Annotated in this window: 24 protein-coding genes; 17 read left to right on the top strand and 7 right to left on the bottom strand. The window is 69.9% G+C overall.

What is annotated here, in order from left to right:
• Positions 1-8 precede the first annotated feature (8 nt).
• From A37U_RS0100975 to A37U_RS51220, 7 genes are all read left to right on the top strand, one after another.
• A complete protein-coding gene (locus tag A37U_RS0100975) occupies positions 9-1,190 on the top strand; it encodes an acyl-CoA dehydrogenase family protein (RefSeq protein ID WP_020494729.1) in 1,182 nt (393 codons plus the stop codon).
• On the top strand, positions 1,168-2,529 hold the full coding sequence (locus A37U_RS41845) for an aminotransferase class I/II-fold pyridoxal phosphate-dependent enzyme (protein WP_020494728.1): 1,362 nt from the start codon (positions 1,168-1,170) through the stop codon (positions 2,527-2,529). The genes A37U_RS0100975 and A37U_RS41845 overlap by 23 nt, the downstream gene beginning before the upstream one ends.
• Positions 2,530-2,571: 42 nt before the next feature.
• Positions 2,572-3,009, top strand: coding sequence for a VOC family protein (locus A37U_RS0100965; protein WP_020494727.1), 438 nt, complete (start codon positions 2,572-2,574; stop codon positions 3,007-3,009).
• Entirely contained in the window at positions 3,002-3,451 is a 450-nt protein-coding gene (locus tag A37U_RS41840; protein ID WP_020494726.1) for an SRPBCC family protein, read from the top strand. The genes A37U_RS0100965 and A37U_RS41840 overlap by 8 nt, the downstream gene beginning before the upstream one ends.
• Positions 3,452-3,543: 92 nt before the next feature.
• Positions 3,544-3,771, top strand: a complete 228-nt coding sequence (locus tag A37U_RS0100955; RefSeq protein ID WP_157182563.1) for a hypothetical protein — start codon at positions 3,544-3,546, stop codon at positions 3,769-3,771.
• Positions 3,768-4,268 (top strand): sigma factor-like helix-turn-helix DNA-binding protein, encoded by a 501-nt coding sequence (locus tag A37U_RS48005; RefSeq protein ID WP_020494724.1) that lies wholly within the window; start codon positions 3,768-3,770, stop codon positions 4,266-4,268. Before A37U_RS0100955 ends, A37U_RS48005 begins: the two co-directional genes overlap by 4 nt.
• 55 nt (positions 4,269-4,323) lie before the next feature.
• Positions 4,324-4,488, top strand: coding sequence for an adenine nucleotide alpha hydrolase family protein (locus A37U_RS51220; RefSeq protein ID WP_020494723.1), 165 nt, complete (start codon positions 4,324-4,326; stop codon positions 4,486-4,488).
• 36 nt (positions 4,489-4,524) lie between these two features.
• Here A37U_RS51220 and A37U_RS0100940 read toward each other — a convergent pair whose 3' ends face one another.
• The gene (locus tag A37U_RS0100940) at positions 4,525-5,439 is read right to left on the bottom strand and encodes a LysR family transcriptional regulator (RefSeq protein ID WP_240437466.1); all 915 of its coding nucleotides are present in this window, start codon (positions 5,437-5,439) and stop codon (positions 4,525-4,527) included.
• A 133-nt stretch (positions 5,440-5,572) separates the two neighbouring features.
• Here A37U_RS0100940 and A37U_RS0100935 point away from each other — a divergent pair, with 133 nt between their 5' ends.
• The 6 genes from A37U_RS0100935 to A37U_RS0100910 all read left to right on the top strand — a co-directional run bounded on the left by A37U_RS0100935 (position 5,573) and on the right by A37U_RS0100910 (position 12,107).
• Positions 5,573-6,745, top strand: a complete 1,173-nt coding sequence (locus tag A37U_RS0100935) for an acyl-CoA dehydrogenase family protein (protein WP_020494721.1) — start codon at positions 5,573-5,575, stop codon at positions 6,743-6,745.
• Between the two features lie 13 nt (positions 6,746-6,758).
• Positions 6,759-7,919: an acyl-CoA dehydrogenase family protein gene (locus tag A37U_RS0100930; RefSeq protein ID WP_020494720.1), complete on the top strand. Its 1,161-nt coding sequence runs from the start codon at positions 6,759-6,761 to the stop codon at positions 7,917-7,919.
• Positions 7,920-7,985: 66 nt separating this feature from the next.
• Positions 7,986-8,858, top strand: a complete 873-nt coding sequence (locus A37U_RS0100925) for a 3-hydroxyacyl-CoA dehydrogenase NAD-binding domain-containing protein (protein WP_020494719.1) — start codon at positions 7,986-7,988, stop codon at positions 8,856-8,858.
• Positions 8,855-10,336, top strand: a complete 1,482-nt coding sequence (locus A37U_RS0100920) for a CoA transferase (RefSeq protein WP_020494718.1) — start codon at positions 8,855-8,857, stop codon at positions 10,334-10,336. The genes A37U_RS0100925 and A37U_RS0100920 overlap by 4 nt, the downstream gene beginning before the upstream one ends.
• 2 nt (positions 10,337-10,338) lie before the next feature.
• Complete coding sequence (locus A37U_RS0100915; protein ID WP_020494717.1) at positions 10,339-11,238, top strand: SMP-30/gluconolactonase/LRE family protein; 900 nt, start codon at positions 10,339-10,341, stop codon at positions 11,236-11,238.
• A gap of 5 nt (positions 11,239-11,243) precedes the next feature.
• On the top strand, positions 11,244-12,107 hold the full coding sequence (locus A37U_RS0100910) for a 3-hydroxyacyl-CoA dehydrogenase family protein (RefSeq protein ID WP_026196762.1): 864 nt from the start codon (positions 11,244-11,246) through the stop codon (positions 12,105-12,107).
• Between the two features lie 260 nt (positions 12,108-12,367).
• Here the strand turns inward: A37U_RS0100910 and A37U_RS0100905 are convergent, their stop codons facing one another.
• Positions 12,368-13,525 carry an acyl-CoA dehydrogenase family protein gene (locus A37U_RS0100905; protein WP_020494715.1) on the bottom strand — a complete coding sequence of 386 codons (1,158 nt, stop codon included), beginning with the start codon at positions 13,523-13,525 and terminating at the stop codon, positions 12,368-12,370.
• Positions 13,526-13,596: 71 nt separating this feature from the next.
• On the opposite strand from A37U_RS0100905, the gene A37U_RS0100900 reads away from it, so the two are divergent.
• Positions 13,597-14,061, top strand: coding sequence for an SRPBCC family protein (locus tag A37U_RS0100900; RefSeq protein ID WP_240437465.1), 465 nt, complete (start codon positions 13,597-13,599; stop codon positions 14,059-14,061).
• Between the two features lie 25 nt (positions 14,062-14,086).
• A complete protein-coding gene (locus A37U_RS0100895) occupies positions 14,087-14,740 on the top strand; it encodes a class I SAM-dependent methyltransferase (RefSeq protein WP_020494713.1) in 654 nt (217 codons plus the stop codon).
• Here the strand turns inward: A37U_RS0100895 and A37U_RS0100890 are convergent.
• On the bottom strand, positions 14,709-15,605 hold the full coding sequence (locus A37U_RS0100890; RefSeq protein ID WP_020494712.1) for a LysR family transcriptional regulator: 897 nt from the start codon (positions 15,603-15,605) through the stop codon (positions 14,709-14,711). The genes A37U_RS0100895 and A37U_RS0100890 overlap by 32 nt on opposite strands.
• 92 nt (positions 15,606-15,697) lie before the next feature.
• On the opposite strand from A37U_RS0100890, the gene A37U_RS0100885 reads away from it, so the two are divergent.
• Complete coding sequence (locus tag A37U_RS0100885) at positions 15,698-16,789, top strand: alcohol dehydrogenase catalytic domain-containing protein (protein WP_026196760.1); 1,092 nt, start codon at positions 15,698-15,700, stop codon at positions 16,787-16,789.
• Here A37U_RS0100885 and A37U_RS0100880 read toward each other — a convergent pair.
• From A37U_RS0100880 to A37U_RS0100865, 4 genes are all read right to left on the bottom strand, one after another.
• Positions 16,764-17,348 (bottom strand): helix-turn-helix domain-containing protein, encoded by a 585-nt coding sequence (locus A37U_RS0100880; RefSeq protein ID WP_020494710.1) that lies wholly within the window; start codon positions 17,346-17,348, stop codon positions 16,764-16,766. The two genes, A37U_RS0100885 and A37U_RS0100880, sit on opposite strands and share 26 nt — an antisense overlap.
• A gap of 86 nt (positions 17,349-17,434) precedes the next feature.
• A complete protein-coding gene (lexA, locus tag A37U_RS0100875) occupies positions 17,435-18,097 on the bottom strand; it encodes a transcriptional repressor LexA (protein ID WP_020494709.1) in 663 nt (220 codons plus the stop codon).
• Between the two features lie 55 nt (positions 18,098-18,152).
• The gene (locus A37U_RS0100870) at positions 18,153-19,046 is read right to left on the bottom strand and encodes an SMP-30/gluconolactonase/LRE family protein (protein ID WP_020494708.1); all 894 of its coding nucleotides are present in this window, start codon (positions 19,044-19,046) and stop codon (positions 18,153-18,155) included.
• A gap of 58 nt (positions 19,047-19,104) precedes the next feature.
• Positions 19,105-19,464 carry a VOC family protein gene (locus A37U_RS0100865; RefSeq protein ID WP_020494707.1) on the bottom strand — a complete coding sequence of 120 codons (360 nt, stop codon included), beginning with the start codon at positions 19,462-19,464 and terminating at the stop codon, positions 19,105-19,107.
• Between the two features lie 133 nt (positions 19,465-19,597).
• Here A37U_RS0100865 and A37U_RS0100860 point away from each other — a divergent pair, with 133 nt between their 5' ends.
• A complete protein-coding gene (locus tag A37U_RS0100860) occupies positions 19,598-20,194 on the top strand; it encodes a class I SAM-dependent methyltransferase (RefSeq protein WP_020494706.1) in 597 nt (198 codons plus the stop codon).

Genomic DNA, 20,194 nt, shown 5'->3' with positions numbered 1-20,194 from the left:
GAGGGACCGTGACCCAGGAAACGATCTCGGCGAGGGCCGATGCGGTGCACCGCGCCGCGGCGGCCGCCGAACAGCTCGCCACCGGTGCGTCCGGAGTGGACAGTGGGGAGGACGCGCGGCCCGGATACCGGGCGATCCGGGAATCCGGGCTGCTCCGGGCGCTCCTGCCCCGGGACGCGGGCGGATTCGAACTGTCCTTTTCGGACTACACGAAGGTACTGGAAACCCTGGCCACCGGATCCGGTTCCGGGGCGCTGGGTTTCAACATGCACAACGTCGCGATCGGATCGCTCTGCGAGTCCTCCGGGATCTCGCTTCCGCCCGCGGCCGAACGGTTCTGCGACTGGGCCTTCGCGGAGGTCGTGCACCGGAACCGGATGTTCGCCTCGGCGACCTCCGAGCCCGGCAGCGGCGCCAAACTGCGCGGGCTGAGCACCACCTACACCCGCGAGGACGGTGGTTTCGTGCTGCGCGGCGAGAAATCCTTCGTCTCGCTCGCCGGGATCGCCGATTACTACGTGGTCGCCGCGGTCTCCGCGGCGGGCGGGCAGGACGAGATCTCGCATTTCGTGGTCTCCAAGGACGACCCCGGAGTGCGCTTCGGCGGAATCTGGGACGGCGCGGCGCTGCGCGGAACCGAGACCGCCTCGATGACCCTCGACGCGGTGCCGGTCGGCGCGGACCGGTTGTTCCTCGGCGTCGAGGGTGCCTCGCTGTTCAAACTCGTCCGGGAACCGCACTGGATGGTGGCCGGATACCTCGGCGCCTACCTCGGCGTCGGTGAATCCGTCGTCCGGTACGTCACCGATTTCGTGGCGGGGCAGGAAAAGCGCCGGGATTCCGCGGTGGTACGGTCTCAGCTCGCCGAACTCGTGGTCGACCTGCACGCCGCCCGCGCTCAGGTTTACGCGGCGGCCGGGCTCATCGACGAGCGGCGCGGCAGCCTCGAGGCGAACACCGCGGTGCACGTGGCCAAGTATCTGATCGGGGAACTCGTGCCCTCCCTCGCCACCCGGGCCATCCGGATCTGCGGGTCCACCGGATTGCGCCGCAGCCAGCCACTCGAGCGCCTGCTCCGCGAATCGGTGTTCTGCTCGGTGATGCCCGCCAAACCGGACGAGTGCCTGGACTATATCGGCAAATCGGTACTCGGCTTCAATATGTTCCATGCGCACACCGTCGACTGGTGAACCGGCGGCACCGCTGGCGCGGCGGCTGCGAACGATCGCCGAACACGGTCGGTGCCACAATTTCCACGCCCTCCCGGCGAGCGCGCTCGAACAGGAACGGTTGCCCGATGTCTCGTTCTCGGGAAGCGCGCTGGATTCCTTCTTCGCCCCGCGCGGCGTGCTCGCGGAGGCCCAGGAGCTCGCCGCCGAGGCGTTCGGTGCCGACCGGACCTTCTTTCTCAGTTGCGGGACGACCATCGCGAACCGCATCGCGACCGAGGTACTCGGCCGTCTGGGAACCGGGATCCTGCTCGATCCGCGATCGCACCAGTCGGTGCACTTCGGGACGAACGCGTCCCCCGCCGAGGTCGCGCCGCTGCCGATCACCGCACGGGGTGAGCCCGATCTGCCCGCCGTGCAGCGAATGCTCGCGGACGGCCGGTACGGTGCCATCGCCCTCAACGCGGCGACCTACGAGGGGATCCGGCTGCGCCTCACCGAGGTGCTGACCGGGATCGCCGCGGTGGCACCGGAAACCGTGCTGCTCATCGACGAGGCGTGGAGCGCGATCCACACCTTCTCCCCGGAGCTGGCCGAACACTCGGCCCTCCCGGTGGCGCGGCGGCTGCGGGACCGCGGGCAACCGTGCCCGGCCCTGCTGGTCACCCAGTCCGCGCACAAGACCATGCTCGCCCTGCGCCAGGCCGGTTATCTGCACCTGGTGGCGGGACAGGACCGGCGCATGGGCCTCGAATCCGCGCTGCGGCAGGCGATCTACCGGCAGCACACCACGTCGCCGTCCTGGCCCATTCTCGGTTCACTGGACACCGCGCGGGAACACGCGCAGGCCCACGGCGCACAGGCGCTTGCGCACGCGCTCGAACTGAGCGCCGAGTTCACCCGCGCACTGGGGGACAGCGGGTTCCCCGACGACCGCGGTTCGGCGGAGAACCCGTGCACGGTAACCGATCCGCTGCATGTCCGGCTGCGTACCGGGTGTGGCGCGGCCGGATCGCTGCAGCGGTATCTCTACGCCGAGCACGACGTCTACCTGCCCCGTACCGGACCGGACACCCTGGTCGCGCACTTCCACATCGGTGTCCGGGCCGAGGATGTGCGAGCCCTGCTGCATGGCCTGGAGAGCTGGCCGGGAGACCGGCCGGACAATGGGAGCCCGGACGGCCCTCGGGAGTCCGGGGCGGAGCCGAGGATCGGCAGCGTGCTGAACGGATTCCTGCTTCCGTATCCGCCCGGGGTGCCGCTCACGCGGCCGGGGGAGGTGTGGACCGAGCGGCATGCCCGGCTGCTCGCGGCCCACCGGCGCAGCGGAGCGGAGGTTTTCTGGGTAGCCCAGGACTGAGCGGACCCGGCCATTCGTTGACGAACCGGGCAGAATAGGTGAATGAGTGAAGTGCTGCCGGTGATCCGGCAGACCGTGCTGGACACCACCGACGCACGCGCGCTCGCCGAGTTCTACCGGAAGTTCCTCGGGCTGCGCTATCGCCAGGGCGATGAACCACCGGCGGCGGGGGAACCCGATCAGCACGGCGCGGACTGGCTGGTGCTGCGGGATTCCGTCACCGGGTTCCGCCTGGCCTTCCAGCAGGTCGCCGAGCTGCCCGAGCCGACCTGGCCGCACGGACCGGTGCCACAGCAGGTGCACCTCGACCTCACCGTCCCCACCAAGACCGACCTGGAACGCCAGCACCTGCGCGCCGTGCGACTCGGCGCGCGGCTGCTCTACGACCGAACGGATGATCCGGTCGAACCGCTGTACGTCCACGCGGATCCCGAGGGGCACCCGTTCTGCGTGTTCGTGGCGGGTCCGGAGCATGCCTGAGGGCAGCCTCGAGGCCACCCGGGCCGTGGCGGCCAGTGCGCACCGGATCTTCGCGTTCCTGGCCAGGCCCGCGGAACACCGGCGCATCGATACGAGCGGCATGGTCCGGGGCAGCGTGCGGGACGGCAGGGTGACCGCGGTGGGTGAGGGCTTCGTGATGGACATGGACAACCCGGTCACGGGCGCGCACCGGGTGGAGAACCATGGGGTGACCTTCGAACCGGATCGCGCCATCGGCTGGGCTCCCGCGACACCCGGGCACCCGCCCGCGGGGCACACGTGGACCTGGCGTCTCGCCCCGCTCGATGCCGGTTCCACCAGGGTGACGCTCACCTACGACTGGTCCGCGTTCCGCGATCGGGCGATGCTCGACCGGCTCCCGGTGCTGGACCGGGGCGGATGGCATGCCTTGATCGATCGACTGGCCGAAATCTACGAGTGACCCACGTCACTTGTAGGAACTGTGGGCGCCTCGCAGCCGACCAGTCCCGTATGCGGTGTTGTTGGATCGGTGAGGTCTCGCTCCTTCCGGTGGTGCCCGCGACCGAGCCGCAGCCACCGGCCTGCGGATCGCGCGCGTGCGGGAATCCGGCCTGCCCACGCAACCGTCCGGCCGCCCAGCCCGCGGACACCATCGACGAGCTGCTCGACACCCTGAAGGCGGGACCACCCGATCCGGAGGGGCTCACCGAGCGCATCATGCACAGCCTGCGCGAACACGGTGCACTCGACGAGCCCGGCGGATCGGAGGGCGAGCAGTGACCGAGGGGACCGCCGAGGTCCGGCGGCTGCTCGAGCGCACCGGGCCGCGGTTGTGGCGGGTGTGCGCGGCGCTGGTGGATGCAGATTCGGCGGAGGAACTGGCCGCGCGCGCCTACTACCTGGCCATTCGTTCGGGGTCGGCGGGAGCGGATGCCGCACTGTCCTGGCTGGCCGGAATTGCCAGGCAGGTCTGCGCCGAGGAACGCGCCCGCCGCGGTTCCGGGCACCGTGCCGCGGAAACCGGGCGGCATCCCGCCACGCTGCTGCGCGGGGCGCTCGCCGAAGCGGTGGACCGGCTGGCCGTGGAACCCCGGGAGGCGCTGCTGCTGACCGCGGTGGCCGGTCTCTCGGTGACCGAGGCGGCGCTGGCCTGCGGTTGCTCGGCGGAGGTGTTGCGGGGCCGGGTGGCCCATGCGCGCACGGCGCTGGCCGACGACCTCGGTATCGGTACCGCCTCCCGCCGGGACGGTGCGGCGGACGATATGCGGGCCTGCTGACCGCGTCGCCGTCGCCGAGCACGGCGCCTGTCCCGTCGGTACCGGGACCGGGAACATGATCACCGAACGCCGCAGATTCCTGGCCACCCGGCTCGCCCGCCGGCAGGAGAAGTACCCGGATGTCCGCGTCGAGCAGGTGGTCGCGCACAACGGGATCCGGCGGCAGCTGCCGGAGTGCTCGGGCCGGGCGCATGCTCCGGACTGGTACTCGGCTCGGTGAGCAGGGCGATGATCTACCACGTGCTGAGCCGTTCGCTCACTCGGGCTCCCGGGCCTGCCGCAGCACGCCGACCACCTCGTCGAAGCGGTCGTCGGTGGCGCGCCGGATCAGGTAGGTGGTGATCCGCGCGTCGAGGTCCTGGATCGGGAGGATCGCGAACTCACCCGAGTGCAGGCCGAACGCGGCCGCGGATTCGAGTGGCACGAGCCCGAAACCCTTGGTGCTGCGCAGGAACACCAGCAGCCCGCTCGGATCGGAGTACTGGGTGCCCTGGTCGACGAGGATGCCCAGCTCGGCGAACTGCTCGGCGCGGCGCGCCCCGAGATCCCAGTGCCGCGGACCCTGGATGTAGGAGAAACCCCGCAGATCGGCGAGGGTGAGCGCGGTGCGGCCGGGAAACCGGGTCGCGTCCACGACCACGCCGAGCGGTTCCCGGTACAACACGATCGTGGCGAGCCGGTTGTCGCTGGTGCCCAGGTGCGATATCGCCAGATCGAGGGAATTGCTCAGCAGGGCGGATTCCATGTCCAGCGAGGGCATCTGGCGCAGCGTGAACCGGTGCGAATCCTCGAACGCGCGGATCGACTCGCCGAGCCTGCGCCGGTGCGCGGGATTGAGCAGGTCCGGGATCGCCAGCCGGACATCGGTGCGCCGGTCGCGGGCACTGATCTGGGCGGGGATCGCGTCGAACTGGACGACGACGGACTCGGCGAGTGGCAGCAGCGCCTCACCGGCCGAGGACAGCCGGGTGTGATGGGTGGAGCGGTCGAACAGCGGTTCACCCAGCTCGCGTTCCAGTGCCCGGATGCGTTGGCTCAACGGGGGCACCGACATGTTCAGCGAGCGCGCCGCACGGGTGAAATTCAGCTCCCGGGCGACCGCAAGGAAGTACCGCAGGTGGTGCATCTCCACGCTGCGCAGCGTACTCGGCGGTGTTATCACTGTGGACATACCGCCCTGATGTACTCGGTCATTCCCTGGTTACCGAGTGGTACCTAAGGTCGGAGGTAGAGCAAGATCGTCGCGGAGCGCGGACCAGCGAAGTGTCGCGGAAAGCGAAATGTTGCAGAAAGGAAGGCGAGCCATGGATCTGGAGTTGTCCGGCGAGGACAGGAAATTCCGGGACGGTCTACGGGAGGTGTTCCTCGGCGAGATCCCCGAGGACATCCGCAGGCGCAGCGCGCTGAACGAGACCACCCGCGAGGACATCGTCACCACGCAGCGGACCCTGAACGCGCACGGGCTTGCCGTGCCGCACTGGCCGACCGAATGGGGCGGCAAGGGCTGGACGCCGACGCAATCCCACATCTACGCCTCGGAACTGCAGCGCAATGCCGTACCGCAGCCGCTGGCTTTCAACGTCAGCATGGTCGGTCCGATCATCGCCGAATTCGGCAGCGCGGAACAGAAGCGCCAGTTCCTTCCCGCCACGGCGAACCTGGACATCTGGTGGTCGCAGGGCTTCTCCGAACCCGAAGCCGGATCCGATCTCGCCTCGCTGCGCACCACGGCGCGGCGCGAGGGCGATGTCTACATCCTCAACGGCCAGAAGACCTGGACCACTCTCGGGCAGCACGGTGAATGGATGTTCGTGCTGGCCCGCACCGATCCGGACGCGCCACGCAAACAGCAGGGCCTCTCGTTCCTGCTGATGGACATGACCTCGCCGGGTATCGAACGGCGGCCCATCAAACTGATCGACGGCAGCGCCGAGGTCAACGAGTTCTTCTTCGACAATGTGCGCGTACCGGCGGAGAACCTGGTCGGCGAGGAGAACAAGGGCTGGAGTTACGCGAAGTTCCTGCTCGGCAACGAGCGCAACGGCATCGCCCAGGTCGGCACCGCGCAGCGGATCTTCGCCGATCTGGCCGCGTTCGCCGTGGACTCGCCGACCGAGACCGCGACCCTGGCCGAAGACCCGCAGTTCCGCGCTGCGATGCACCGCGCCAAGACCACCCTGCTCGCGCTCGAGGCCACCCAGATGCGCGTGACGGGGGCCTCGGAGAACGGCGCCGCGAGCCCGGTCTCCTCGCTGCTGAAGATGGAAGGTACCCGGGCATTGCAGGAGCTCACGAAGCTGCGGATGCGCGCGGCCGGTGCTGACGGGATGCTGGTGCCGACCGAGCACGCCTTGCAGGCCGAGGAGGCGGCGAGCGTGGCGGCCGCGCAGTACCTGAACCACCGCAAGCTGTCGATCTTCGGCGGTTCCAACGAAATACAGCGCGGCGTCATCGCCAAGACCATCCTCGGACTGTAGAAGGGCGCGGATCATGAACCTCGAATTCAACGAAGACCAGCGGCTGCTTTTCGAGACCGTGGACGCGGCGGTCGGCCGCGGTTACCAGGCAGGCGGGCGCGCCGAAGCGACCGACTCGGAGCTGGGCTGGAACGCGGAGGTGTGGAACACCCTCGCCGAACTGGGGCTGATGGGGCTCGCGGTATCCGGTGATCACGGTGGAGTCGGCGCCGGATCGGTCGAGCTCTACGCGACCCTCGAAGCACTCGGCAAGCACGCGGCGGCCGAACCACTGCTGGATGGTGTGGTGCTGCCCTCCTGGCTGATCGCCGCGCTCGGCACCGAGGAACAGGCCAAGAAACTGCTGCCCGCGCTTGCCGAGGGCAGCACGACGATCGCCTTCGCGCACGCCGAGCCCGGCAGGTCGTGGGGCGCAGCGCCGACGGTCACGGCCGCGGCCGCCGCGGACGGATCGGTGGCGCTTTCCGGTGTGAAGTCCCCGGTACGGCAGGCCGATCAGGCGGGGAGCTTCCTCGTCACGGCACTCGACGGGAACACCACCCGGGTCTATCTGGTGGCCGCGGACGCGCCGGGGGTGCAGCGCACCGAGGGGCGTGGCGCGGACTGGAGCCACGCCGCGCAGCTCGAGTTCTCCGGGACCCCGGCGACACTGCTCGGCACGGCCGGGACGGATACCACGGACATCCTGGGCACCGTGTTCGCCAGGGCGCGGGTCGCCGTTCTCGGCGAGGCGGTCGGCCTGATGGAGACCGGGCTCGGGAAAACCGTGGAATACCTCAAGAACCGCAAGCAGTTCGGGGTTCCGCTGTCCACCTTCCAGGCGCTCGTGCACCGTGCGGCGGACCTGTACGCGCGGGTCGAACTCGCCCGCTCGATGGCCCTGTGGGCGACCGCGACGGTCGAGGCCTACGACAACGGCGCGGAGGTGGACCTCGGTACGGCGGCGGACGACGCGTTCGTGTTCGTCGGCGAGGCGGCGACCGAGGCGGCCGAGGAGATCGTCCAGCTGCACGGCGGAATCGGGATGACCTACGAGGCCGAGGTCGCGCACCACGCCGCCCGGCTGATCGCGATCACCGAGAGCTTCGGCGGGCTGACCGCCGCACGCCGCCGCGCGGTCGGCGCGGAAACGGCACTGTCGGCGCCGAGTGCACTGCTGGACAACGCCGTGTGACAGCGCCAGAAGAACAGCGCCAGAAGAACACGGATAACGGGGAGTCGAAGAGAAAGGGAGTGCGTGATGCCGGTCGTCGCGATCGTGGGAGCGGGCGTCATCGGAATGTCGTGGGCCCGGTTGTTCGCCGAGGCGGGCTGGGAGGTCCGGGTCAGCGATCCGCGCCCGGATCTGACCGAGCTCGTGACCGGACAGCTGGCCGGGCTGCCTGCGTCCGCGGTCGCCGATCCGGCGACGGCCGCGGACGGGGCGGACTTCGTGCAGGAGTCCGGCCCGGAGCGGATCGAGCTCAAACACGAACTGTTCGCCACGCTCGCGGCGAACACCCGGGAGGACGTCGTACTGGCCTCGTCCTCCTCCTCGCTGCTGCCCTCGGTGATCGCCGAAGGCAACGCGGCGGCCGGGCGCATCGTGATCGGGCACCCGTTCAACCCGCCCCAGCTGATGCCGCTCGTCGAGGTGGTGCCCGGCACGGAGACCGCACCGGAGACCGTGGACCGCGCGGTGGAGGTCTATCGCGGGCTCGGAAAGCTGCCCATCAGGCTCCGCAAGGAGATCCCCGGGTTCGTCGGCAACCGGTTGCAGAAAGTGTTCAACGACCAGGCGATGTACCTGGTGCAGCAGGGCGTGATCGCCCCGGAGGACCTGGACGAACTGGTCAAGGCCTCGCTCGGGCTGCGCTGGGCCACCATCGGGCCGTTCGAGAGCATGCATCTCGGCGGTGGCCCGGACGGAATGCGGCACCTGGTCGGGCACGTCGGCTCGCAGATGACCTTCGAGATCGGGCATCCGGACCGGGAACACCTGGAGGACGTGTTCGAGGACGTCGAGCGCGTGTACGGCAGCGGGGCGGAGAACTACCGCGAACACGCCGAGCAGCGCGACCGCAAGACGCGGGCGATCCTGGGCGCGCTCGGCTCGGAGGGGGCGCGGAAATGAGCCTGACCGGGGAACTCGAGACCGCGCTGGCCAAGCCCGCGACCAGTGATGAGTACGACCTGCACGCGCCGCTCGGCGGACTGCTCGCCGCGGTGGGCCTGACCGAAGCCGACTGCGGTGGCAGCGTCGCGTTCACCGGTGCCGATCCGGTGCTGCCCGGTGCGCTGCGCCTGGCCGGTGCCACCTCGCTCGCGCTGGCCGCGAAATCGGTGGCGATCGCGAAGATCTGGCGGATGCGCGGCGGGCGCGGCCAGGACATCGCGATGGATCTGCGGGTCGCCCCGCACCGGCTGTGCCCCTTCTACGACAAAAAATGGGAACTGCTGGACGGTTATCCGCTCGGTGATCCCGCACGGGTCGATCCGGCTTTCAACGCGGACCGTTTCTACGAGACCGCGGACGGCCGCTGGGTGCACCCGATCGGCCCGTACCCGAAACTGCGCAACGATGCCTCGGCGCTGCTCGGTGTTCCGGAACGGGAAGAGTCCGTGCGCCGGGCGATCGCGGGGTGGAACTCCTTCGAACTGGAGGACGCCGCCGAGCGGGCGGGCGTGATCATGCCGGTGCTGCGCACGACCGAGGAGCTGATGGCCACCGAGCAGTACCGTTCGGTGCTGGCGCAGCTGCCCCCGGTCCAGGTGGAAAAGATCGGGGACAGCGAACCGGAACCGTTCACCGGAGATGCCGCCGCGCCGCTGGAGGGCATCCGGGCACTCGGCCGCGCGCACATCATCGCCGGGGCCGGATGCGGGCGGGCCCTGGCGCTGCACGGGGCCGACGTGCTCAACGTCTGGGATCCGGACGAGTACGAACTCCCGCTGCTGTACGGCACATCCAATGTCGGCGTGCGGTCCACGAAGCTGGACCTGAAACGGGCGGCCGATCAGGAGACGATGCGCGGACTGCTCGCCGGAGCGGACGTCTTCTACGCGAATCGACGACCCGGTTATCTGGCCCGGCACGGACTGGACGCGGGTTCCGCGGCCGCGATCCGGCCCGGGATCGTGCACGCCGAGGTGACCCTGAACGGGGACACCGGGCCGTGGGCGGGCCGGGTCGGTTTCGACCAGACCGCGGGCTGCCTGGCCGGGGTGATGCTGCTCGAAGGGGAGAACGGAGTGCCTTCCCTTCCGGCGGTCCCCGTGGTGAACGACTACATCACCTCCTGGTTCCTGCAGCTGGGCATCCTGCGCGCACTCATGCTGCGCGCGGAATACGGCGGCTCGTACCGGGTGACAGTGTCCCTGACCCGGGTGGCGCTGTGGTTGCTGAGCCTCGGGCTGCTGGACAAGGAGTACTCGGCGAGCGTCGCGGGGATCGCGCCGGGGCACGAGTACCTGGACCCGGAGACCTTCACCGCGGACAGCGCGCTCGGCCGCTATCGCGGGGTCACCGAGCAGATCCGGATGTCGGCGACACCCGGCTATTACACGAATCCGTGGATCCCACGGGGATCACACCGGCCGGAGTGGAGGTAAGCATGTTCGCGGAACTGGTGGTGCTCGGTGTGCGCACCGGAGCCGTCTATCGCATCGACGCCGAGACCGGGAACGTCGCGACGATCCGGGAACGCGCTGGCTGGTCACCGGACGGCGTGGTGGTCGAGAACGGGACCGTCTACTGGACCACGATGGGCAAACCGGTGCTCGACCCCGGGATTCCGGGCGAGGCGGGCATGGACTACACCGCGCGCGACGGTGGCCTGCACGCGATGCGGCTGGACGGCACCGAGGTGCGCGATGTGCTCGCGCCGGGCACGATCACCACCGGCAAACAGCTCGCCTCGGATCGCGCGGGCACCCTGTACTGGGGCGACCGCGAGGGATTCCGGGTCAGCCGGGTGCGTACCGACGGGAGCGGGCTGACCGACCTCGTGGTGAACAACCCCGATACGAGCGGGCTGCAGGAATGTGTCGGGGTGGCCGTGGACCGCGCGGCCGGATACCTGTACTGGACCCAGAAGGGGCCGAGCAAGGGCGGGGCGGGCCGGATCCTGCGCGCGGGCCTGGAGATTCCCGAAGAGGAGACCGCGGCCACTCGCTCCGATATCGACGTGCTCTGGGACGGTCTCCCGGAACCGATCGACCTCGAACTGCGCGGCGGCTGGCTGTACTGGACCGATCGCGGGGCGGAACCCGGGGGCAACACGCTCAACCGCGCGCCGATCCCGGCTGCGGGGGAGAAGGGCGCCGGACCGGTGATCCTCGCCGGCGGGTTCACCGAGGCGATCGGTCTCGCCGTGGACAGCGACCGTGCTTATGTCTCCGATCTGGGCGGGCGGATCAGCGTGGTCCCGCTGCCGGAAGCCGGTGGCGGCGAGGTTCGCGTGCTCGTACAGCTGCAGGACCATTTCACCGGGCTCGCCGGGATCGGAGCGTGAACACCATGCCGTACACCTTCACGTTCGCCGACATCCAGGACCGCCCGGTCGCGGTGTTCGGTGCCGGGACACTCGGCCGCCGGATCGCGCTGATGTTCGCCTCCCGCGGTGGCACGGTCCGCGTCTACGACCCGAGCGCCGAGCAGGCCAGGGCGGCCACCGAATTCGTGGCCGGGGAACTGCCGGGGCTGATCGCCGCACGCGGTTCCGGTACGCCGGGCACGGCGGTCGTGGCGGAATCGGTCGCCGAGGCCGTGGCGCAGGCGTGGCTCGTCGTGGAGGCGGTTCCGGAGCGGCTCGACGTGAAAATCCCGCTGTGGGGCGAGATCGACACCGCCGCGCCCGCGGACACGATCTTCACCACCAACTCCTCCTCCTATCCCTCGCGGCTCATGACCGAAGGTGTCCGGGACCCGAAGCGGTTGTGCAATATGCACTTCTACATGCCGCCGGAGGCGAAGGCCGTGGACCTGATGTCGGACAGCGAGACCGAACGCACGCTGCTCGACACCCTGCTCGCGGTACTGCCGGAGTTCGACATCCATCCATTCGAGGCCCGCAAGGAAAGTGTCGGGTTCATCTTCAACCGCGTCTGGGCGGCCATCAAGCGGGAGTCGCTCGCCGTGGTCGCCGAAGGCGTGGCGCGCCCCGAGGACGTCGACGCGATGTTCCGGCTCAACTGGCACCTGCCCGCGGGGCCGTTCCAGATGATGGATCAGGTCGGCCTGGACGTGGTCCTGGACATCGAGGAGCACTACGCGCGGGAGAACCCGGACCTGCCGGAAGGACCGCGGGAACTGCTGCACCGCTACGTGGATGCGGGCAAGCTCGGTGTGAAGACCGGCGGGGGCTTCTACCCGCACCGGTGAGCGTACATCTGACAACTCCATGCCCTGCTGGGCTGCGACATCGGCGAAGTACCTTCGCGGGAAGGTCGGCGAAGTGGCTTCGTACGCCAGCGGGGCGCTGTCCCGGCCTGCGGTTTCGGCGGACCCGGTACGCGTTGTCCTCAGTCACCGCAGAAACCCGCTGCGGCTCGATCGTCCGCCGCTGTCTCGGGTGTGGGTGCCGCGCAGCGGCACGGTCCCGCTCGCGACGGACGAGAGCCATCAGACGCACTCTGAGCGAATCAGCGCCTGGCCCGACGGACCAGCCCGCCGCCGATGATCAGGCGCTGGATCTCGCTCGTGCCTTCGTACAGGCGAAGCAGGCGCACATCGCGGTAGATGCGCTCCACCGGGACATCCCGCATGTAACCGGTTCCGCCGTGCACCTGTACCGCGAGGTCGGCGACGTTGCCGACCATCTCGGTGCAGTACAGCTTCGCCGACGAAGGACCGATCCGCCGGTCCGCGCCGCTGACGTAGTTCCGTGCGGTCTCACGGACCAGGGCGCGGCCGGCGAGCACCCCGGTCTGCTGATCCGCGAGCATCGCCTGCACCAGCTGGAAATCCCCGATGGGGGTACCGCCCTGGGTGGCCGAGGCGGCATAGGCCACCGACTCGTCGAGGGCCCGCTGCGCGGTGCCGACCGCGAGGGCGGCGATGTGCACCCGGCCGCGGGCCAGTGAGGTCATCGCCGCCCGGTAACCGGCCTCTTCATCGCCGCCGATCAGGCTCGCCGCGGGGATCCGGACCCCGGTGAAGGTCACGTCCGCGGTCCACGCGCCCTCCTGGCCCATCTTCCGGTCCTTGGCGGCGACCTCGACCCCCGGCGTGTCCGCGGGCACCAGGAACACCGCGATCCCGGTTCCGGACTCGTCGGCCGGGCGGGTGCGGGCGAACACGATGAACAGGTCGGCGATCGGCGCGTTGGTGATGAACCGCTTCTGGCCGTCGATCACCCAGTCGCCGCCGTCGAGCACCGCTGTGGTGCGCAGCCCGGCCGGATTGGACCCGGCGCCCGGCTCGGTGAGCGCGAAGGACGCGACCACAGCGCCCGAGGCGATCCGCTCCAGCCACTCGGATTTCTGCTCATCCGTGCCGAAACCGACCAGCACCTGACCGGCGATGCCGTTGTTGGTGCCGAACATCGACCGCAGCGCCAGCGTCGTGTAGCCGAGCTCCATGGCCAGCTCCACGTCCTGGGTGAGGTCCAGGCCCAGCCCACCCCATTCCTGCGGGATGGCGTACCCGAACAGCCCCATCTCGGCGGCCTGCCTGCGCAGTTCCTCCGGTATCGCGTCGGCATCGGCGATCTCCTGCTCGCGCGGCACCACCCGGTCGCGGATGAACTCGTGCACCAGCTCCTGGATCGGCTGGAAATCTTCCTGGCTCACTGCGGGCATGTCAGCATCCTTCACCGTCTCGTCGTTATGGGATGTGCCTAGCAGATCGCGATATGTGGTTGCATGATCGGGTGACCGAACAGACGGAGCGCGTGGTGCGCGCGAGCCGGGACATCGCCGCCGGAACCGAGCACGTTTTCGAACTGATCGCCGATCCGGCGAAGCATCCGAGCTGGGACGGCAACGAGAATCTTGCCGAGGCCGTCACGGGACAGCGGGTGCGCGGCACGGGGGAGACCTTCCGCATGACCCTGACGAACGGAGCCGTGCGGGAGAACCGCGTGGTGGAGTTCGCGGAGGGCAGGCGGATCGCCTGGATTCCCGCCGAACCGGAACAGGAACCGCCGGGGCACCTCTGGCGCTGGGAACTCGAACCGGTCGGGGAGACACACACCCGGGTCACGCACACCTACGACTGGAACCGGTTGGCCGACAGCGAGACAATGCGGTTGCAACGGGCCCGCGCCACCACCGCCGATCGCCTGCGCGCCTCGATCGACCGGCTGGCCGTGCTCGCCGAAAGCACTGGGGAGTAGGACCGGCGCGGCTGCGGAGGCGGCGATGGATCCCTATGACGGCAGGCGGCCGAGCAGCCACGAGCGGATGGCGGGCCAGCCCTGGGACGCCTCGTACCACGACGGCCCCGCACCCTGGGACATCGACCGCCCGCAGCCCGCGATCGCACGGCTCGCCGATGCCGGCGGATTCACCGGCCCCGTGCTCGACGCCGGGTGCGGGACCGGAGAGAACGCCCTGTACCTCGCCGCGCTCGGGCTTCCGGTGCTCGGTGTCGACGTCGCCGCGACCGCCGTCGCCATGGCCCGGGAGAAGACCGAGAAGCGCGAGCTCGCGGCCGAGTTCACCGTGGCCGACGCCTTCGCGCTCCACCGCCTCGAACGCAGCTTCGCGAGCGTGCTCGACTGCGGACTGTTCCACACCTGCGATGCCGCGGAACGAACCGCGTACCTGGCCAGTCTGGCCACCGTGACCGAACACGGCGGGACCCTGTACGTGCTGTGCTTCAGCGATGAGGGCCCCGGCACCGGCCCGCACCCGGTCACCCAGGAGGAACTGCGGGCCGCGTTCGGGCCGGGCAGCGGGTGGGAACTCGGCACGGTCGAATCCGCCCGGATCCACACGAGGTTCCACGACGAGGCGGGCGGACCGGCCTGGCTGGCCACGATCAACCGAACCTGGGCGCGATCGCTCTGGTGACGGCCGTGATCGCGGCCGAGGGACGACCGGGAGGCCGGGCCAGCAGCACGCGGCGGATCTCGCGGGGTGCGCCCTCGACGCGCAGCAGGATCACCCCGGGCGGCAGTGCGGCTGCCATCCGCAAGGGCACCGTGGTGAGGCCGAGCCCGGCGGCGACGAGGTGCAGTTTGGTCAGCCAGTCCCGTGCGCTGTGCGTGATGCGTGGCCGTCCGGGCAGCCCGGGCCAGACACCGAGCAGTGGTTCGGCGCTCGAGGACGGGGTGGCGATCCAGTCGGCCTCGATGAGCTCGTCGAGGTGTACCGAGCAGCGCCCGGCGAAGCTGCCGGTGGCCGCTGCGGCCACGAGCAGTTCGGTGTCCTCGATGATCTCGGTGTGCAGGCGGGGCGAGTCACCGTCCGGCGCACGGTGTGGCGGGCGGGAACTGAGCACGGCGAGGTCGAGCGAACCCGCGCGCAGTGCCCGCGCGAGACCGGGCGTCGTCCCCTCGCGGGTGGTCACCGTGATCCGGGGATCGGTCGTGGCGAGCCGGGTGAGGACGGCGGGCAGCAGCATCGCACCCGCGCTCAGGAAGGTCCCCAACCGCACGCGTTCGGTGCGGGCATTCGCACCGTTCAGCTCGCTCTCCGCGGCCGCGACGGAGCCGAGGATCGTGCGGGCGTGCCGCAGCAGGGTCAGTCCGGCAGGGGTGAGCCGCACCCCGTCGGAGCGTCGTTCGAACAGGGCGGCACCGGCGTTCCGCTCGAGGGCGACGGCCTGGCGGGAGATCGCCGACTGGGTGTAGCCGAGGTGCGCGGCCGCGGCGGTGAAGCTGCCCGATTCGGCGACCTGACACAGTACCCGCAGATTCTGGCTGGACAGATCCATGCTGACTACGCATATCAGAGATGCGAGATCTTCGCTTCCCGCATGGGTGCTCGCGGCCTAGCGTCGATCCCGGAACGAGGAGGTCTCACACGATGCGAGCAGCGGTATTGACGGCGTTCGGGGAACCGCTCGAGGTCCGGGAAGCAGCCGATCCCGAGGCAACAGGCGGCGAGGTGGTGATCGAGGTGCACGCGGCCCTTGTGCTGCCGTACACGCGGGAGGTGTTCAGCGGCGAACGGGACTATCCGCTCGAGCCACCGGTGGTGCCCGGCCTTGGTGGGGTGGGCAGGGTCGTGCGCGTCGGCCCGGACGCCACGCAGGTGCGTGCCGGGGATCTGGTGTGGTGTGATCCGCTGGTGCGGTCCAGGGATGACGCGCTGACCCCGGACATCACTTTGCAGGGCTGGAGTTCGCGCGGCGCGGGCGGTGCGCGACTCGCCAGGTGCTTTCACGACGGCTCGTTCGCCGAACTGATGCGGATCCCAACGGAGAACGTGTACCCGCTACCCGCGGCCGCGGACGATCCGGCACGCTGGTCGGCACTCGCCGTGCACGCCGTTCCCTACGGCGGGCTGCTCGCCGGTGGACTCGAGGCGGGCGAGACTCTGCTCGTCAGCGGGGCAACGGGCAACTTCGGCAGCAGCGCGGTCGCGGTGGCGCTGGCGATGGGGGCGGGCACGGTGATCACTCCCGGACGGAACCGGGCGGCGCTGGACCTGCTGGCCGACCGCTTCGGCGCGCGGGTGCGGCCGGTCGAAATCAGTGGCGCCGAGGAGGCCGACCGGGCCGCGATGTCCGCGGCTGCCGGGGGACCGATCGACATGGTGCTGGACCTGCTGCCGCCGCAGGCGCCGAGCGTGGCGACTCGCGCCGCGGCGATGACCGTACGGGACTACGGCCGGGTGGTGCTGATGGGTGGGGTCGGCATGCTCGGTGGTGCCGATCTCGCGCTGCCGTACCCATGGATCATGCGCAACTCGATGACCGTACGGGGACAGTGGATGGGCCCGCGCACGGCCAATACCGGCCTGATCCGGCTGATCCGGGCGGGCGCCCTCGATCTCGGTGCGGAGCGTGTCGAGCGGTTCGGCCTCGATCGGGTCAACGAGGCGATCGGGTATGCCGCCGAGCACGGCGGGCCGTTCGAGCGCACCGTGCTCACTCCGGCCGATAGCTCGCCCTGACGTGGAAGCGCTCGCCCTGCGGGCCGAGAATGCTCAGGAACTCCACCGCGTGGGCGTCGGCGTTCCCGAACCAGTGCGGAAGATGGGTGTCGAACTCGGCGACCTCACCGGCGGCGAGCACGAGATCCTGCTCGCCCAGCACCAGGCGCAGCCGTCCGTTGAGCACGTACAGCCAGTGGTATCCTTCGTGGCTGCGGGGATTGGGTTCGCGATCCGCCGGGCCCGCGGGCAGGATCTGTTTGAACGCCTGTAGCCCACCGGGTTTGCGGGTCAGCGGGATGACCGTCATGTTCTTGTGCTTGACCGGGCGCGGATACACGCGCGGATCACCGCTGGCCGGGGCACCGACGAGTTCGTCGAGCGGCACCTGATGCGCACGGGCCAGCGGCAGCAGCAGTTCCAGGCCCGGTTTCCGGCTCCCGGACTCCAGCCGGGACAGCGTGCTGACCGGGATGCCGGTGCTCGCCGAGAGCTCGGCCAGGGTCGACCCGCTGCGGTGGCGCAACGCGCGCAGCCGCGGGCCGACGGTGCTCAGCACGGCTTCGAACTCCTCGTCCATCTCCCCACTGTGCCAACACTCTTGCGATTCTCCCAAAGAACCTTGCCAGGGTGGCGAAGGCACGGAACCGAACGGACGGCCGCAGGTCAGACGCTGCGCAGGACGGAGACCACGATGCCGAGTACGACGGCCCGGTCGCCGTCGATGACCTGATAATCCGGATTGCGCGGTTCGAGCAGCACGTGCCCGTTTCGACGGCGATACACCTTCACGGTCGCCTCCTCGTCGATCATCGCGGCCACGATCTGCCCGGAGTGGGCCTCCGATTGCCTGCGCACCACCACGATGTCGCCATCGCAGATCGCCGCGTCCACCATCGATTCCCCGCGCACCCGGAGCCCGAAAACGGTGCCCCGGCCGGTGAGACCGCGGGGCAGGGAGAGCACCTCGTCCACGGATTCCTCGGCGGTGATGGGGGTACCGGCGGCGATATCGCCCACGACGGGGACCGGGACGGCGTTCTCGGACCGGTCCCGTTCGGCGGGGTCACGCAGGAAATCGCGCACATCGATCGGCCGGGCCAGTGACTCGCTGCGCCGCAGGAATCCCTTGTCCTCCAAGGCGTTCAGGTGCTTGGAGACCGAGGAGGAGGACCGCAGCCCCACCGCATCGCCGATCTGGCGGGTGCTCGGCGGATAACCGTAGCGCTGCACCCAGTCCCGGATCGTCAGCAGGATCCGGTGCTGGCGCGGCGGCAGGGCGGTGGTGTCGAGGTGCTCGAACGGATCGCAGTCGTCGTAGGCGGTCACGCGCGCATAGTAGAGGCAGTCACCGACAACCGGCGCACCGGTCGAGCGCGCGGGCTCAGGGCCGGCCCGCGCGCGGCACCTCCACCCGTACGGACAGCAGGGCGGACTCCCGGGCGGCGCGCCGGTTCGCCTCGGCGAAATCCGGTGCGGCACACAGGAAAAGCGTCTTTCCGTCGACACCGCCGAGCATGCAGGCGAACACTCCGGTTCCGGGATGGATCTCGTCGAGGATCTCCCCGCCCTCGCGCACCCGGACCACGCGGGCGTTCAGCGCGTCCGCGATCCACAGTGTGCCCTCGGCGTCCAGGCAGCAGCCGTCCGCGGCCACTCGGCCCTGCGGAAGCACCTCTTCGAGCGTGCTGCCCGCCGGCGGTTCGCCGAACGCGGCCCACACCCGGCGGTCGTGCAGCGAGCCGTCCTCGGCGATGTCGAACGCGGTGACCCGGTTCCCGAGCGTCTCGCCGACGAGCAGCATTCCGTCCTCGGTGATCACGCTTCCGTTGGGGAACAACATGTCCTCGGCGACCACGGTCACCGAACCGTCCGGATCCATCCGCACGAGACTGGTCGGTGCGATTGGTGCGCCGTTCATCAGGTCGAAGCCGAAGCTGCCCGCGTACAGCCGGCCCTTGGCGTCGGCCACCATGTCGTTGAGGTGCCCCTTGCCCGCGGCGCCACGTGCGGCGTGCGGAACCAGCTCGCCGCCGGGTTCCCTGCGCAGCACCACCGCGTCCCGCATGGCGGCGATCAGCAGCCTGCCGTCGGGCAGCCAGCCGAGCCCCGAAGGCTGATCCGCGAGCTCCGCCTCCACCCGCTGACCGGTGCCGTCCTCTTCGGCGGAAAGCACCCGGCCGGTGTAGAAATCGGAGAACCAGATCCGGCCCTCGTGCCACCGCGGACTCTCCAGAAACGAGAATCCCTGCGCGATCGTGTTGATCTCCCGGCCCATGCGGAACCTCCTCGTCGTCGCGGTCCAGCTCGCAGTATGGTCCGGATCCGGCGCGCTGTCAGCCGTTGTGCGCGAGAATGTTCACGATCGTGCCACCGGGGTCCTCGAGGAAGAAGCGGTGCACGCCCCAGGGTTCGTCGGTGAGCGGGTACTCGATGCGCAGCCCGCGGCGCAGCGCCTCGGCGTGCGCGGCGTCGACCGCGGCCGGGGTACCGAGGTCCACGCCGAAACCGGGGCGGGGCTGTTCGGCTCCGGGCTGCAGGAGAATGAGCTGTGCACTGGGATTGCCGGGGGAGTCGAGGCAGAGCACCGGATCCGTCATGACGACGCGGAATCCGAGCGTGTCGACGTAGAAGTCCCGGGAAGCGGCGATATCGCGGCCGCCGGGGTAGTGGATGACGCGTGCTGGTGTGGGCATGCTCCGAGTCTGCGCGCCGGTTCCGCCTCCGGCTTGGAGAAATGGTACCGAACTTGCGGGAATCGCAAATTTTCTTGGGGTGTCCGCTACGCCGCGCGCACAGTGGACCGAACGGACCGAGAGGAGCGGAAACATGGATCAGGCGTTCTGGGACGAGCAGTACCGGCAGAGTGAGCGGCGGTTCAGCGGCAGGGTGAACGGCACGCTGCGGGTCGAGGCCGGAGGACTGCGCCCGGGCAGGGCACTGGATCTGGGCTGCGGCGAGGGCGCGGACGCGATCTGGCTCGCCGAACGGGGGTGGAAGGTCACGGCGGTGGACATCTCGGCGGTGGCACTGGAACGTGCGGCCGCGGTCGTCGGTGCGGATTCCGGGATCGACTGGCAGCAGGGCGATCCGCGGGTCACCCCGCCGCCGGGGCAAAGCTTCGATCTGGTGTCCGCGCAGTACTTCCCGGTCCTGCGCGAGGCCGAACACCGGACACTGCGCGGGCTGCTCGATACCGTGGCGCCCGGCGGAACGCTGCTGGTGGTCGGCCATCTACTGGACGGCCCGCCGCCCGCGGAATGGACCGGCCCCGACCCGAGCGAGTTCTACTCCCCGGAGGAGATCGCCGAACTGCTCGACGAGGACTGGTCCATCGAGTTCAACGGACCGCGGGAGCGTCCCGAGGTCCCCGAGGGGAACCCGCACCACAAGGATGTCGTGCTGCGGGCCCGCCGGCTGCGCTGA

It is taken from the genome of Sciscionella marina DSM 45152 (genome assembly GCF_000379465.1).
In the GTDB taxonomy this organism is placed as follows: Bacteria; Actinomycetota; Actinomycetes; order Mycobacteriales; family Pseudonocardiaceae; genus Sciscionella; species Sciscionella marina.
The sequence above is the reverse complement of the archived record's forward strand: the minus strand, read 5'-3'. Positions and strand labels throughout refer to the sequence as shown.